The 15,846-nt window shown below is 38.8% G+C and carries 12 protein-coding genes and 1 riboswitch; of the genes, 7 read left to right on the plus strand and 5 right to left on the minus strand.

The features are described 5' to 3' along the window. The first annotated feature begins 111 nt into the window (after nt 1-111). A complete protein-coding gene (locus ACE199_RS08845; RefSeq protein ID WP_286676612.1) occupies nt 112-246 on the plus strand; it encodes a hypothetical protein in 135 nt (44 codons plus the stop codon). 82 nt (nt 247-328) lie between these two features. On the opposite strand, the gene ACE199_RS08850 is transcribed toward ACE199_RS08845, so the two are convergent. Next, nucleotides 329-3,841 (minus strand): hypothetical protein, encoded by a 3,513-nt coding sequence (locus ACE199_RS08850; protein ID WP_375349415.1) that lies wholly within the window; start codon nt 3,839-3,841, stop codon nt 329-331. Nucleotides 3,842-4,109: 268 nt separating this feature from the next. Then, the gene (locus tag ACE199_RS08855) at nt 4,110-4,349 is read right to left on the minus strand and encodes a DUF1450 domain-containing protein (RefSeq protein ID WP_252289062.1); all 240 of its coding nucleotides are present in this window, start codon (nt 4,347-4,349) and stop codon (nt 4,110-4,112) included. 132 nt (nt 4,350-4,481) lie between these two features. Here ACE199_RS08855 and hppD point away from each other — a divergent pair, with 132 nt between their 5' ends. The 3 genes from hppD (at nt 4,482) to ACE199_RS08870 (ending at nt 8,691) form a co-directional block, all read left to right on the plus strand. Then, nucleotides 4,482-5,600, plus strand: coding sequence for a 4-hydroxyphenylpyruvate dioxygenase (gene hppD, locus ACE199_RS08860; protein WP_375349416.1), 1,119 nt, complete (start codon nt 4,482-4,484; stop codon nt 5,598-5,600). A 532-nt stretch (nt 5,601-6,132) separates the two neighbouring features. After that, nucleotides 6,133-7,482, plus strand: coding sequence for a fumarylacetoacetase (fahA, locus tag ACE199_RS08865; RefSeq protein WP_375349417.1), 1,350 nt, complete (start codon nt 6,133-6,135; stop codon nt 7,480-7,482). A 54-nt stretch (nt 7,483-7,536) separates the two neighbouring features. Continuing rightward, a complete protein-coding gene (locus ACE199_RS08870) occupies nt 7,537-8,691 on the plus strand; it encodes a homogentisate 1,2-dioxygenase (RefSeq protein ID WP_375349418.1) in 1,155 nt (384 codons plus the stop codon). A gap of 156 nt (nt 8,692-8,847) precedes the next feature. Here ACE199_RS08870 and ACE199_RS08875 read toward each other — a convergent pair whose 3' ends face one another. After that, nucleotides 8,848-9,777: a manganese-dependent inorganic pyrophosphatase gene (locus ACE199_RS08875; protein WP_375349419.1), complete on the minus strand. Its 930-nt coding sequence runs from the start codon at nt 9,775-9,777 to the stop codon at nt 8,848-8,850. A 257-nt stretch (nt 9,778-10,034) separates the two neighbouring features. Further along, nucleotides 10,035-10,215, plus strand: a riboswitch (cobalamin riboswitch). Between the two features lie 171 nt (nt 10,216-10,386). Here ACE199_RS08875 and ACE199_RS08880 point away from each other — a divergent pair. The 3 genes from ACE199_RS08880 (at nt 10,387) to ACE199_RS08890 (ending at nt 14,230) form a co-directional block, all read left to right on the plus strand. Further along, nucleotides 10,387-12,633, plus strand: coding sequence for a ribonucleoside-diphosphate reductase subunit alpha (locus ACE199_RS08880; RefSeq protein ID WP_375349432.1), 2,247 nt, complete (start codon nt 10,387-10,389; stop codon nt 12,631-12,633). An 83-nt stretch (nt 12,634-12,716) separates the two neighbouring features. Next, nucleotides 12,717-13,769: a ribonucleotide-diphosphate reductase subunit beta gene (locus ACE199_RS08885; protein ID WP_375349420.1), complete on the plus strand. Its 1,053-nt coding sequence runs from the start codon at nt 12,717-12,719 to the stop codon at nt 13,767-13,769. Then, complete coding sequence (locus tag ACE199_RS08890; protein ID WP_375349421.1) at nt 13,766-14,230, plus strand: flavodoxin domain-containing protein; 465 nt, start codon at nt 13,766-13,768, stop codon at nt 14,228-14,230. Before ACE199_RS08885 ends, ACE199_RS08890 begins: the two co-directional genes overlap by 4 nt. Nucleotides 14,231-14,268: 38 nt before the next feature. Here the strand turns inward: ACE199_RS08890 and ACE199_RS08895 are convergent, their stop codons facing one another. Both ACE199_RS08895 and ACE199_RS08900 read right to left on the minus strand, forming a co-directional pair. After that, a complete protein-coding gene (locus ACE199_RS08895) occupies nt 14,269-15,672 on the minus strand; it encodes a LysM peptidoglycan-binding domain-containing protein (protein ID WP_375349422.1) in 1,404 nt (467 codons plus the stop codon). Nucleotides 15,673-15,741: 69 nt separating this feature from the next. Continuing rightward, nucleotides 15,742-15,843, minus strand: a complete 102-nt coding sequence (locus tag ACE199_RS08900) for an IS3 family transposase (protein WP_375349433.1) — start codon at nt 15,841-15,843, stop codon at nt 15,742-15,744. Nucleotides 15,844-15,846: the final 3 nt, after the last annotated feature.

Raw genomic sequence — 15,846 nt, forward strand, 5'->3', positions numbered from 1 at the left:
TGCTAATTCAGCTTATTATCTTGCTCATGCCAAACAGCTCGATAAAAATCGTATAAATCCGCTCATACTGGATAACCTATACAAGTAAACAGTTAAAAGGAGCGATGAACAATGAACTCAGAACAAGATTATACTGCAGCAAGCCTATCGCAAGATGCTCTTCAAGATTTACAACAATTCGAAAGCAAATTACGTACTGAAACGAATAAAGAAGTTATCGTTATTGCGTATGAAAAAGACAAATAAACCTCAAAAAAAACGGTAAGCATATTCGCTTACCGTTTTTTTTGAGGAAAGATAAAGTAAAATTCTCTACATATTTCGGTGTCTAACTCCATTTATTAAACCAATTTTTAATTCGTTGTTTGTTCCTTTCCAATATTTCCCTCGAAGTTGTGTTTTCTTTTTGTTTTTTCCACTCAAAAAAGCTAGCAACAGCAATGAGCAAAATACCACCAATAATTAAATAAAACCACCATGGCATTTGCCCCCATAACGAATTCGTATTCATATAAATATTAAGTAAAATCGTCCCTGTTCCAGCCAGGAAGAACGATTTATATTTCATCATAAATCCGAATAACAGAGAGATTAAAGAAATCGTTCCGATAATCAACGCATCTGTTAATGTATTCCCTTCCATTGCATCAAAAATTAATACAAAAAACAGAAAAGAAACAATAACGAGCTCAACGATTTGAGTTGTTTTTCCAAATGCGAAAATCTTTCTACATAACACCGGCACAATGATTAATAACGGCACAACATATACTTCCGTAACAAATACATCTGGAATAGACAGTTGCTCAACAATCACCTGATATGGATATAAACATAACGTGATGGCAGCCGCCGTATATATCTTTCGCTCTTTCAAATCAATGGTCCACACTCGAATCGCAAGGAAATATAGAACAACTAGGAGAGACACAAAAATCTCTAAGCTCATCACACTCGTTGTATTCGCAAACACTTTCGCATTCATCGCGATTACATAAAGCAAACCGAAAATCCGATAAAAATCAATAATGATCGTGGATTCTGTCCGCTTTATGAGGCCCGAGAAGTCTCGTTTACTAAGTAGAAGCATGACAGCCATTAACACAAATAACACAATCATGCCAAGTACAAGAGATAAATTTCCGGCATACATCACAAAATAAATGAAGGCTAATAAAAGCGGTGCTACAGTAGCATTTTCCCACTTCTTCTTCCGTAACAAATATAAAGCACCAGCTAATAGAACGGTTACAATCCCTGCCCAAACTTCTGTCCATTTCTCTGGAAACCCATAGGCATATACTTCTGCAATATGAACGAACGTAACCAAATGTAAGAAAGGAATTAAGTACCATTCAATAAGATGTTTCCATCCCCTATTAGCTGCGCTCCACAACACGATGATGATAATCGCGGTCGTTACTAACGTAAGAGACATTGTATACTCCACTAATAAAGAACGTTCAAATACTAATAGCACTTGGACATAAAGTGTGACGAAACCAACGTAAGTAAACACATATCTTTGCCAATTAATCTTTGTTCGTAAAGCACTCCATATATAGACAGCCAAGACTAATACATAAAGCCAAGGTGTTGCGCCTTCTATGCGGATGAGCAGATACCCTATAGGAATCGCTAACACATTCATCAGCTGACTCCACCAAAAGAAATATTGCCTGCCGTTCCTTGCGTATTTGCCAAGCCACTCAGCAAGCAATAAGAAAAGTAACGGACCTAACAAATAATACGCAATATTGAAGGAAGGCTGCTTGAAGTCGAATACTGAAAATAGTGAACCATAGACTCCTACACTCGTAATAAGAACCGGGATCCAAAGCAAGTGATGACGATACTGATGCACGGACCATCCGTTAATAGCGGTCGTTAGAGTGATTAGCAGCGTGATAACTAGTGGAGGCAACGAGCTGCCAACTAAGAATAAAAACGCTAGAAACGATAACACTTGCCCAGCAATAAAAAACACATGAAAGAATACTTTTTCTGTTTTCTTAAACAAACTGCCGATTCCAATAGAAAGTATAGCGACTATCATCGTATGGACACTGATTTCTATATTATTTTCATATAATGGACTTATTTGATTGAAATATGGATACAGTGTCATACAGGCGACAACTAAACTAATTGGGAATCCATAAGCACTTACTCTTCTCATCTCTTCGCTGCGATCTTTTCGATACGTAACATAGAGTAATCCGGAAATAATCGCTAAACCTGCACTAAGGTCAAGCCATTGTAATGCAGCTAATTTCAACGTTAACATACCTAGCATACTGCTGCCTGCAATATATAACGCACTTTCCTTAAATAAGCGTAGTTTCTCAGAATGATAGATATATAAACCTAAATAGAGCAAAAGCTGAATCACAAACAGCAAATTTACCGTATTCGAAAAATCTAAATCCAAAGCAAAGCCTAAATAAACAAAGGCTAAACTAAATAAAACAAGAGCTGGATATGTGTAAGCCTTTCTTTGCGTTGTAAAAGAAAGATACACAAATTGACAAGTTAGCACGAGCAAAGCTAAAAAGATTTGAGCTTCCTGGTCGGTCCACGCCATTGCATTCACATAGATAAAGACTAAGCCGCCTGTTACTAAACTTGTCTGTCTAAGACTTGTCGCTAATGCTTGATTTCCTTTACCCAGATAGTTGGACAAACCGATAAATATCAACGGCAGTATGGCAAAGGCAACAATTGAATATTCTTTCAAAAACGATTGATACACCGTATGAACAAATCCATAGGTAAACACGATACTAAAGACAAAATGAAAATAAAGTTTTTGATGCTTAACAGCCAATAGTAAAAATAATACAGATAGGATTAGTAATGTGAATGAATACATACTATTATTTGAAAATAAAGTAAGGGTGACAAACGTTTCTGCTATTATTTTAAACATCATAAATTGAAAAACATACGGTTTAAATAACATCAGCTTCGTCTGGCTCTTCACATAATCAAGATTCCATAGGAACAACACGTTTAATAAGGCCATCAGCAGCAACAACACGTCTCTTGAGAAAGTGATATAGGCCAGGCCAAAGTACGTTGTCATCGCAAAAGTAACTAATGAAATCAACACAAATACTTTTGACTGAAAATATTGAGCAATTTTCATATAAATCGCAAAACAAATGACTCCCCCAATTAACCCAAGCAACCCTCTTCCGTTCCCTTGAAGCGACAAATATTCTCCAAAAATTTGATAATAGGAAGCAGATAAAATCGAGATGGGGATAAACAAACTCGCTAATGTTAAAAAGGCAAAGGCTGTTTGTTTAATTTTCAGTTTGGAAGCAATAAAAGCCATACCGGCAAAAAACATAGACACTAAGCTAATGCTCATCACTTTTAAAACAGCATTTAACTCTCCCCATGTGGAAGTGGCCAAAATAAGACCGCCGAACAATAGAAAAATAACACCGGTAATTAACACAACGGAAATATTTCGCTCCCGAAGCTGCTCCGCGGTTTTTTCAGGCTTTACTGTCACTTTTGGAACGATTACTGGCTCGATTGGTACTTGAGGTGTTTCTATTTCGTGTGAAATGATTGGTTCTTCAGAAACAATTTCCTTCACTTTTTCTTGTGATGGTATCGTCGGTTCCATCACATTTTTCTTTTCTTCTTTTACAATATGATTCGTTTTCTCCTTATGAATCATTTGCATGCTATAGCGATCGTACAAACGACTGATTCGAATATAATCTGTTTTTGGAATAAGTCTTTGTTCTCGCAACACCTGCAGCTCTTGTTGAAATATCCGCCGCCGCGTCTCTATCGGTATGTCTTCTTTAAAAGGATCGCTCATTCTATGCAAAGCCCCCCTTTCTCTCCCTGCCTTTATTAGGCATATTTATTATCTTTTGCAAATATCACTATCATACCAAATATTCCTAACTCTAAAAAGACTCAATATATTCATTTCCATTCCTCGGCACATAAAAAGGCTGTTCAAAATTCCCCTTTGTGAACAGCCTTTATTCTTCATATTATTTTATAAAAATATCTGTTAACACCGGTACGATTTGTTTTTTACTAAAAATATCTTCCAGCCGATTTGTTGAGATGGAATATTATTACGTTTCCTCAATACACATATCAATGTGGTGTTCAATTTTTTCAAGCAATTCATCCACATTATTTGCCGCAATATTTTGGCCATTTACAAGAGCAAATGGTTCTACTAAACATTGTCCGCAAAAAAGCAGGCAGCGTTCTTCAATAACGTTCACATCGCTTCGCTCCATCAACTGTTCTTTAATACTTTCCATATCATCCTCAAAGTTACAAGGGCAAAATTTTACTTCTATCTCCATTTCCAGCACCCCTTTTTATATTGCTAGTATATTAACTCGATTTTCGAAAGGTACGTAGGCATATGTCGAAACTCGTTCTTGCATGAGCTCAATGAAACATCAATGCCCTAAAACATTAAAGGAGTGTTAAATATGGCTAAAAAAAGACCATCTACAAAAACAAAAAAAGAAGAAATTTTTCCGATTAAAAATGTACATTACATGGAGATTTATACAGGTAATGCAAAACAAGCAGCATATTACTACGCAAATGCATTCGGCTTTAAACTTGTGGCATACAAAGGGCTTGAGACTGGCTCGCGTGACCATGTTTCATATGTGCTGGAACAAGGCGCTATCCGATTGATTTTAACAGGAGCACTTTCAGATAGCACGAGTATTGCCGAGTTTATTAAAAAACATGGAGAAGGTGTCAAAGATATCGCCCTTCTTGTTAAGGATTTGGAAAAAACATACACAGGTGCCATTGAACGCGGAGGTATAGCAATCCAAGAGCCTTGGATCGAAGAGGATGAAAATGGAAAAGTGAAAAAAGCCATTATCGGCACATACGGTGACACGATTCACACACTCGTTGAACCTATTGATTATAAAGGCCCCTTTATGCCAGGATTTGTAGCATACGAACACCGTTTTGAAAACGCTTCCTCTGGTTTAATTGGCGTGGACCACGTTGTCGGCAACGTAGAAGTAATGGAAGAATGGACAAATTATTACGAAAAAGTTTTTGGATTTAACGTCCTAAAACATTTTGATGATGAGAATATTTCAACAGAATATTCTGCACTTATGTCGAAAGTAATGATAAATGGAACAGGACGTATCAAATTCCCCATCAACGAACCAGCAGAAGGAAAACGCAAATCACAAATTCAAGAATATCTTGACTACTATAATGGACCAGGCGTTCAGCATCTTGCCCTATTAACGAATGACATTGTCCGCACAGTCGCTCTGCTAAAGGAAAATGGTGTAGAATTCCTGAGTACACCAGACACGTATTATAAAGATTTAGCAAACCGTGTTGGAGATATTGATGAAGATATAAAAAAACTTCAAGAGCTGAGTATTCTTGTCGATCGAGATGACGAAGGGTATTTACTTCAAATCTTCACAAAACCAGTTGTCGACCGTCCGACCCTGTTCATCGAAATCATTCAGCGTAAAGGCGCACTCGGCTTTGGTGAAGGAAATTTCAAAGCACTATTTGAATCCATTGAGCGCGAGCAAGAACGCCGTGGAAATATTTAATTTAAACGGTCATGCCTGCATATTAACGGGTATGACCTGTTTTAAAAGGCGGGATAAAGTGAAACTTCCATCAGTGGGGATTTCCCTTCATCCCCCACTGATGGTTAGTTGAACCAATCGGACCTTTACGGGCAGTTGTCCCCCACCTATCTCCTTTGTTTCCTCATACGCTTGAGGTGGGGGTCCTACTGCCCGTTAAGTGTGGGATAAATTTGGTGTTAACAAAACTAAAGGCAAATTGGAAAGGAGAAGCGGTCCGTCATTTTATGACCGAACTCATTGATTATGCAGGGTTATTTCCATCGGCCTCCCTCCCGATTTCAAAGGCTATTTCAAACTATCAATCTTATATAAAGGGCTCTAATGGCTGGATGCTTCATACATTTGTTATATCTGTAACACGCTTAAAAGAACTCGAACCCTTTGAGGCTTGTTTTAACGAAACTGGAAGAGTTGAGAATATAACTATCAATCCATACAACTCACAGTGTCTTTGCTGCTTCATGCGGAATCTGCAGTTTTGATGAGCCGCGTGAAGAACTGGGAGAGTTATTTTTTCATAGGAGGAAGTAGAATGAAATATTCTTTTATCGAGACCAAACAGGATTCACATTTTCCCATTCAAAACTTGCCATATGGAATTTTTCAGCCGATGGATAAAGAGCCACGTGCCGGTACAGCCATTGGTGATTATGTTCTTGATTTATCTGTGATGGACGAAGCAGGATTATTAAATGGAACTGGAGCAGAGAACAAAAATATCTTTAATCATTCGTCGCTTAATAAATTTATGGCTCTTGGCCGTCCGGTCTGGACAGCTGTACGTACGAAACTTCAGCACCTTTTGGATGCAAACACACCAAATTTAAGAGATAACGAATCGCTGCGTGCAAAAGCATTTTATCGATTGACTGATGTCAAGATGCTTCTACCAGCCAAAATTGGGGACTACACGGACTTTTATGCATCAAAAGAGCATGCAACAAATGTCGGCACTATGTTTAGAGGTAAAGATCATGCGCTTATGCCAAATTGGACCTATATCCCAGTTGGTTATCACGGACGAGCCAGCTCTATTGTCCCAAGTGGCACAAAGATTCGGCGTCCATTTGGACAACGCAAGTCAAAAAACACAGATCAGCCCGTATTTAGCCCATCTGTTCAGCTTGATTTCGAACTGGAAATTGGATGGTTCATTGGTCCGGGCAACGACCTTGGCAAACCGATACCAGTTGATCAGGTTGAAGATCATGTTTTCGGACTCGTGCTTGTCAATGACTGGAGCGCCCGTGATATTCAAGCGTGGGAATACCAGCCGCTTGGCCCTTTCCTAGCAAAAAATTTTGCAACATCCATTTCACCATGGGTTGTTCCGCTTGAAGCATTAGAACCATTTCGCGAAGCTGGACCAATCCAGGATCCGGCGCCATTTTCATACTTACAGCAAACAAAAAACGGAGCATTTAATATTGAACTTGATGTGTATTTGAGACCAGAAAACCAGAAAGAAGAAACAAAAATCACTCAAACGAATTTCAATTATATGTATTGGTCCATTGCTCAACAAGTCGCCCATCATACGATTACAGGCTGCAATATGCGCCCCGGTGATATGCACGCATCTGGTACAATCAGCGGACCGGAACGAAGTGAACGCGGAAGTATGCTCGAACTTACTTGGCGCGGAGCAGAGCCTATTCAACTCAATAGCGGTGAAAAGCGCGTTTGGATTGAAGACGGCGATGAACTGATCATTCGCGGCTCTTGCCGGGGAGATGGCTACCAGATTGGGTTTGGCGAAGTGCGCGGTACCATCTTACCAGCCTTTTCAGAAACAGAGATTTTAGGGACAAAAAAGTACAGAGGTAAAAACAAAGCGTGAATCACTGGCACAAAATATCATAAAACATCCACATAAAAGAAAGAGGTGTATATCATGCCGCATTACGTAAAGATGGGCCATATTCCTCATAAACGCCACACACAGTTTCGAAAAGAAAATGGGGACCTTTATTATGAGCAGTTAATGGGGACGAAAGGATTTTCCGGCATCCAGTCGCTCATTTATCATATCCATCCGCCAACACAGGTTAAGAAAGCAGAAAAAATTTGCGATATCCGTTATGAATACGAGAAAAAAGATGCGCTTAGACATAGACATTTCCGTACATGGAATATGAAAGCAGGCGGGGATTTTCTTGAAGCACGCCGCATTTTCATGGCAAATGATGATGTAGCGATCGGTATTGCGCGACCCAATCGGCAGATGAATTATTTTTATCGAAATGGTGAGGGAGATGAACTGCTATTTGTACATGAAGGAATCGGCAAAATTGAAAGCATTTTCGGAGAATTAAGCTTCACTCCCGGTGATTATCTTGTCATCCCAATCGGCACAACCTATCGCGTTATGCTTGAATCAGAAGAAGCACGATTTTTAATTCTTGAATCTAATTCGGCGATTGTACCGCCCAAACGCTACCGAAACGAATTTGGACAATTGCTTGAGCACTCTCCATTTTGCGAGCGCGACTTTCGCACCCCGGAAAGATTAGTGACGAAAGATGAGAAAGGAGAATTTGAAGTGCGCGTCCGTGCACAAGGAATGCTTACATCCTATACGTATGATTTCCACCCGCTTGATGCAATCGGATGGGATGGCTACTTGTTTCCATACGCGTTCAGTATCCATGATTTTGAGCCGATAACAGGCCGCGTTCATCAGCCGCCGCCAGTCCACCAAACGTTTGAAGCACACAATTATGTTGTTTGTTCCTTCGTACCTCGTATGTATGATTATCACCCAAAAGCCATTCCCGCTCCATATGTGCATAGCAATGTAGATAGCGATGAAATGCTTTATTACGTAGACGGCAACTTTATGAGCCGGCGCGGGGTTGAAAAAGGATCTATCACCCTGCATCCAAGCGGTTTGCCGCATGGGCCGCATCCCGGGAAAATTGAAGCTAGTATCGGCAAAAAAGAAACGCTCGAACTCGCGGTCATGGTCGACACATTCCAACCTCTCCATATTGTAAAAGAAGCACATCCAACAGAAGATAACAAATATATGATCAGCTGGCTTCCTTAATACACCTTCTTATACAACGGCAGCAACAATGAATGGACTATACAAGCAGTAAATATGATGAAGTAAGTCCCTTCAACCATTAAGCCTTCCCAAAAATACGTTTACATGTAAAAAGGCTGCCCGAAAGCAACTTTCGAACAGCCTTTATTCTACAAATTATTTTGTAAAAGCATCCGTTAATACTGGAACGATTTGCTTTTTACGAGATACAACACCTTTAAGCGTTGCTGTGTTGTTTGTTAATGATACATTATAAGCTTTTTCAACTGCGCTTGCTTCTTTACCAAGTGCAAGACCTACAGAATCATTATTTAAAATGTCTGTTACAACGAAGAAGAATAGATCTAATCCTTTTTCGTCAATCACTTTATTAATTACTGCTTCGATCTCAGCTTGACGAGCAAGTACGTCATTTGTGTCTACCGCATTCACTTGAGCGATTTCTACTTTTGCTTCTCCCATTGAGAATTCTTTTGCATCAAGAGAAATTAATTGCTCTACTGTTTTGTCGCTTAAATCAGCACCAGCCTTAAGCATTTCTAAACCGTATGCTTCAGCATCTACACCAGCAATCTCTGCTAATTCTTTTGCTGCTGCTACATCTTGGTCTGTGCATGTTGGTGATTTAAACAATAATGTATCAGAAATAATAGCTGATAACATTAAACCAGCAATTTCTTTCGGAACTGATTTTCCATTTTCTTTATACAATTTATTTAAAATCGTTGCTGTACATCCAACAGGCTCAGCACGATAATATAACGGATCACTTGTTTCAAAGTTAGCGATACGGTGATGATCAATAACCTCTAACACTTGTACTTGATCGATATCATCTGCACTTTGTTGACGTTCGTTATGGTCAACTAAAATAACGCCAGCTGCTTCGCCAGCTACTTTTTCAACAAGGCGAGGCGCATCGAAATTAAATTGTGTTAATGCATATTGTGTTTCGCCATTTACTTCACCTAAACGAACTGGTTCAGCTTCAACACCTAATTGTTTTTTTAAATCAGCATAAGCGATACTAGAACAAATTGTATCTGTATCTGGATTTTTATGTCCGAAAATAAGTACTTTTTCCACGTTATTTCTCCTTTTGTGTAAAATTTTATTGGTAATCTTCCTTTGAAAGAATACCATATGTCCCCTCTATTCTATCACAATTTTAGCCATTTTAAATTCCTAATATTCCTTTTTCCTACTTTTTATATAGGTTAAATAATATAATTTATCCTTTCCATGCTCAAAAATAAATAGTTGAAATTTAGCAAAAGATAGATTATGATAATACTTGCAATCAATACTAGATATTGACAAAAATAAACCAAAAACATCTATATATTGATATATAAAGTAAAGGTGCCAGAGATGGCTAAATAGGGAATCCGGTGAGAATCCGGAACTGTCCTCGCAACTGTAAATGTGACGAAATGAGAAAGCCACTGTATTAATCGGAATACGGGAAGGACTCAAAGTAGAGAGATCATAAGTCAGGAGACCTGCCTATACTTCATTCTAGTTTCTTATTCTTCGAGGATTGAGATGATGAAACGATTGCCTAAAAGCTATCTTTACTAGTCTTTTATTTCAGTCGTTTAATCCACTCATTCTCGGGTGGATTTTTTTATTTACCTAAAATACAAAAGGAGGCTTCTTCCCTTGACTACTCTAACAAATTCAAAAGAACAAAGCATGTTGCAGTTGGCTTCCCTATCAAATGATTTCGACCATACACTCCATATGGATAAATACAAACAACGCTTTCAAAAATGGTTGGATCGACAAGCAGATGTAGGTGCTGCACAAACGTCTAAGAAGCTTATCCAAATGGCACTTGAGAACGTCGATATTGATGCTCCAGACTGGACATTCGTTGCTGCTGCAGAATTATTAAACTCTATGTATCGAGAAGCGCAAATCAATCGCGGGTATACAGACACTTCTTACGGCCCGTTCTACGATTTAATAAAACAGCTATCAAGCGTACAAGAAGGGCAACGTTACCCTGTTTATAAAGCGGAATTACTAGAATCTTATACAAAAGCAGAAATGGAAGAATTAGGACGATCTATTGACCCCGAGAAGGATAAGCTTTTCTCTTATATTGGCATCTACTTGCTAAATGACCGTTACTTAGCTCGCCCTGAGAAAAACGCTGTCTATGAGTTGCCGCAAGAACGCTTTATGATTATCGCGATGGAAATTATGCGTAATGAACCGAAAGATAAACGTCTAGATCTAATTAAAGAAGCCTACTGGGCGATGTCTAATCTTTATATGACGGTTGCCACACCTACACTATCCAATGCAGGAAAAACGCACGGACAACTAAGTTCCTGTTTTATTGATGCTGTAGAAGATTCCATTGATGGCATTTATCTTTCAAACTACGATGCCGCAAAAGTATCCAAGTTTGGCGGCGGCGTTGGATTATACGTAGGAAAGATTCGTTCTCTTGGATCAGATATTCGCGGCTTCTCTGGAAACAGCTCTGGCACTACTCCTTGGATTCGCCTATTCAATCAAACGGCGGTTAGCGTAGACCAGCTTGGACAACGAAAAGGTGCGATTGCTATTTACTTAGATGCCTGGCATAAAGACATTATGAGTTTCCTAGACTTAAAAACACAAAACGGGGATGACCGTTTGAAAGCTCATGATATTTTTACTGGGGTTTGTATTCCTGATTTATTTATGGAAGCAGTTCGAGATCGTAAAGAATGGTACTTATTCGATCCGCATAGTGTGAAGCAAAATCTCGGCTTCTCTCTTGAAGATTTTTACGATGAGGAAAAGGGCAACGGAAGCTTCCGTAAGCACTACGCACTCGCTGTTGAAGCAGCCGAACATGGTAAACTCCCAAGCTATGCTTACGAAAAAGTACAAGCGATTGATGTCATGAAAGGAATTATGATTTCACAATTAGAAGAAGGAACTCCTTATATGTTCTATCGCGATGAGGTGAATCGAAAAAATCCGAATCGTCATAAAGGAATGATTTATTGCTCAAATCTATGTACCGAAATCGCCCAAAACCTAAGTCCGACATCGATTACAGAAGAATATGAAACAGAAGATGGCGACATTGTTATCGTAAGAAAAAGCGGAGACTTCGTCGTTTGCAATCTTTCTTCTATTAATTTACCACGTGCTGTTGAAGCGAAAGTTCTAGAACGCTTAATTCCTATTCAAGTACGCATGCTTGATAATGTGATTGATATCAATACCTTACCTGTTAAACAAGCAAAGATTTCTAATCAACGTTATCGCGCGATTGGTCTTGGAACATTCGGATGGCATCACCTGCTCGCGGTCAAAAAAATCTACTGGGAATCTGAAGAAGCGATTCAGCTTGCTGATTCTTTATACGAAACAATCGCTTACTTAACGATTCAAGCATCATGCGAACTAGCAAAAGAAAAAGGCAGCTACCGCTATTTCGAAGGTTCAGACTGGCAGACCGGTCACTATTTCGAACTGCGCGACTACCATGATGAGAAATGGAACGAACTGAAACACAACATTCAACAAAACGGAATTCGTAATGGATATTTGATGGCTGTTGCGCCGAACTCGTCCACAGCAAAAATCGGGAACTCAACAGACGGCATCGATCCATTATACGAAATCGAATTTTATGAGGAAAAGAAGAACTTTAAATTCAAAGTGACAGCGCCTGGTTTAACGCCAAATACGTATGAATACTATAAAAAAACGCGCTTCCATTTAGATCAAAAAGAAAGCATTAAACAAAACGCCGCTCGTCAACGCCATGTAGACCAAGCCATCAGCTTTAATTTATATGTTCATAATACGATTAAAGCGAAAGACTTATTAGATATTCACTTAACCGCTTGGGAAAGCCAACTGAAATCTACCTACTATGTTCGTTCGACTTCTTCGGAATTTAACAATGCTTGTGAAAGCTGTTCATCTTAAAAGCGGAGCCGGTAGAGCTAGACACCAATATTAGCTGAAAAACTACCTGCTTCTCTATCTATCAAGAAAAGGAGCTTAAACATATGACAACTCACATTAAAAAAATCCGAATGTTAGAACCAACGTATCCGACAAAGGCAACCGGCGTATTCAAAGGAGAAGCTTCAGGCTTTCTCCTTTGGAATGACATTCAATATGAGAAATTTTATGATACCTACACCCAGCTGATTAATAACTTTTGGAAGCCCTCAAGTGTCAATATGATTCAAGATAAGAAGCAATGGGGCGAGCTGGATGAAGATATTCAAGATGTATTTCTAGATATTTTAACGATGATTGCGGGAATGGACAGTTTACAAACACCTACATTAGTGGAATTTTTACGCTATGTAAAAGACCCGGCCGTTAAAGCCATTTTAGCGAATATGGCGCAGCAAGAATCGATTCATAATGAGTCTTACTCGTATATTCTTGCTTCGTTAATCCCTTTAGATAAACAAAAACAGCTATTTGATCGAATTAAGCAGCACCCACAAGTCATCAAGCGAAATCAACCAATTGTCGATGCTTATCAAACCTTTGTAGATGACCCTACGCCTCAACATTTATTCGAGGCATTGATTCACTCCACAAACCTCGAGGGCATCTATTTCTATTTAGCGTTTGCCTTCTATTATAACTTGGGCCGCCAAAATCTGATGACAGGCTCAGCGACGATGATTTCTTATATTCACCGTGACGAGATGGTTCACTTTGACTTTATCGGGATGCTGATTCAAATTTTAATGTACGAATACCCTGAACTGAATACAGAAGAAAACAAACAGTTCATTTACAATACACTCCAACATGCTGTCGAACTTGAAAAAGAATGGTCTGAGTATATGTTAGAAGATATTCAAGCAAAAGCCGACCTCGACCTTGAAGAGTTCTATGAATACATCGAATACATTGCCAACAAGCGACTTCGCATGCTTGGACTAGATAATTTATATAAAGACTATCCGGATAACCCAATGCCTTGGATTAAGACATTTGATGATGAATCCATTAGTTTAACGAAGACGGATTTCTTCGAACAAAAATCAAGAACCTATAGCCAAGTGAATGCGAGCAACGGATTTGATGAACTATGAGAATCGCAATCGTCTATCATTCTGGAAGCGGAAATACGAAAGCACTTGCTGAAGTAATTGCCTCTTTTTTACCCGAAGCGAAGCTCTTTAAACTAGGCGAATTCGATTCTGCAACTCTATCTGCCTACGACGGCTTATTGATTGGCTCATACACATGGGGAGATGGTGATTTACCAGCCAAAATGATTCCCTTTTATCAGGAATTAGAAGCAACTGATATCTCTCATCTCACGACAGCTGTGTTCGGGACAGGTGAAACGAATTACCATCACTTTTGCGGTGCTGTTAATCTATTACGCGACATGCTATATGCGCATAGCTCTTTAGCCGTTACCTTAAAGGTCGAGCAAATGTATCAAACTACTGATTTACCAAGAATCGAAAAATTCACGACTATTTTCAAGCAAGCTTTACAAAGTAAAATGAAAAATACATGTATTACAAAAGAGCTTATCAGTTAAGTCTGATAAGCTCTTTTTCTGTAAACTGTTCATTACGATTAAATTAAATGATATACATCCCAAATGTCAGAAGTTTCTGCTCCCATATACCAAGCAGCTACACCGCCTAAGTAATGCTGTTTTACCAGGTTCAGTCGAAGCTTCATCGATTTTTTATCTTCTATCCATATTTGATGTCTCTTCCCATCAGAAGTATATTCCACGTAATTTTGTGAGGTCTTTTTATCCCATACTTTTTGAAGTCCTTTAGATAAAATAATTTGCTCAACCTCAGCCATAGTACGATCATAGCTCTTTACTTTGCTTGTCGATAAATCCGTTACCCATTCCCTCGTGTAAAATGGCACAGCCAATATAATCTTATGAGAAGGTACCTCTTTCATTAAAAGCTCTATTCCCTCCTTGACCCAAGGCAAAGAGGCAACAGAACCAGCTGTTGGACTTCCGCCCCAGTGCTCATCATATCCCATCATGATGATATAGTCTGCTAGCTTGCCAAGTTCTTTCCTATCTAAACTCCCTGACCAAAAAGGGTCATTATTTGCCCGAGTGACATCCACAGATAGTTTCATTCCATGCGGTTGAAGCGCCTTTTTAAGCTCTTCTATGAAAAGCACATAATCCCGCTCATTTTTTGGATCAATATTTTCAAAATCCACATTTATTCCATCACTATTAGTTTGTACGAGTGAATCTCGCAAAGCTGAAACTAATTTTTGACGATTTGCTGCACTACCTAGTATAAAATCAGTTAAAATAGGGTCAAATTTATTACCAATTAGCGGCCAAACTTGTTTCCCTTGGCGATGAGCGTCTTGAACATACTCTGTATCCACAGAAAGGGAAACAAAGTCCCCTGAATTAGTTAATGTATAAAAACGAGGAGATACTACATTTAAATTAGGTTGTTTCATGTAGTTCCCTTTCGTTCCATTATGCTTCCACCCCATAACGATATGGGGTTGCTTTTTTTGTTTAAGATGGGATTTCTTAATCCAGCCCTTTTTACCATCAAGCAATTGAATTTGGCAGTAATAATCAGGCAGCTTCAGTTTTTGACCAACATCAAGATTAACGGTGTGCAAGTTATTTAATTTCTTTAAATCACTTGTCGTTACCCCATATTTAGTAGCCACTTTCCACAATGTATCTCCTGATTTAACAGTATGTATCTGATATCTTTGCGGAATCTTCAGTTTTTGACCAATACTAATTTTCTCCGATGTTAATTTGTTTTCTTTCTTTAACTCCCTTTCTGAAACTCCATACTGATTCGATATTCTCGATAATGTATTTCCACGTACTACCTTATGGATAATAAGGCTTGCAGAGTCTCCTACGGCAGAAGAAATAACAGGAAAATTCTCACCTTTTTTTAAGACTGTTACTCTAGTAGAACCTAATTTAGGCGTACTAAAAACGCTTGCCTTGTCTACTTTCACAGAACCTATGGAAAGAGTATTACTTGATGCTTGTCCATTGCTTGGAAATAGTGGACTGTCAACACTAAACTAAACAACTTTTTTAAGGTGTTCAAGTTTATATTGAATTGGGCTCGTGTAGTTTAGCGTCCCATGGATTCTAATATGATTGTACCAATGGATATAATCCATTAA

This window comes from Peribacillus sp. Hz7 (assembly GCF_042136355.1).
In the GTDB taxonomy this organism is placed as follows: Bacteria; Bacillota; Bacilli; order Bacillales; family DSM-1321; genus Peribacillus; species Peribacillus asahii_A.

Bases quoted from the DNA above. Each gene is read 5' to 3' on its own strand.
- ACE199_RS08845 (WP_286676612.1), top strand. From the start codon at position 112: ATGAACTCAGAACAAGATTATACTGCAGCAAGCCTATCGCAAGATGCT.
- ACE199_RS08850 (WP_375349415.1), bottom strand. From the start codon at position 3,841: ATGAGCGATCCTTTTAAAGAAGACATACCGATAGAGACGCGGCGGCGG.
- ACE199_RS08855 (WP_252289062.1), bottom strand. From the start codon at position 4,349: ATGGAGATAGAAGTAAAATTTTGCCCTTGTAACTTTGAGGATGATATG.
- hppD (WP_375349416.1), top strand. From the start codon at position 4,482: ATGGCTAAAAAAAGACCATCTACAAAAACAAAAAAAGAAGAAATTTTT.
- ACE199_RS08870 (WP_375349418.1), top strand. From the start codon at position 7,537: ATGCCGCATTACGTAAAGATGGGCCATATTCCTCATAAACGCCACACA.
- ACE199_RS08880 (WP_375349432.1), top strand. From the start codon at position 10,387: ATGTTGCAGTTGGCTTCCCTATCAAATGATTTCGACCATACACTCCAT.
- ACE199_RS08885 (WP_375349420.1), top strand. From the start codon at position 12,717: ATGACAACTCACATTAAAAAAATCCGAATGTTAGAACCAACGTATCCG.
- ACE199_RS08890 (WP_375349421.1), top strand. From the start codon at position 13,766: ATGAGAATCGCAATCGTCTATCATTCTGGAAGCGGAAATACGAAAGCA.
- ACE199_RS08900 (WP_375349433.1), bottom strand. From the start codon at position 15,843: ATGGATTATATCCATTGGTACAATCATATTAGAATCCATGGGACGCTA.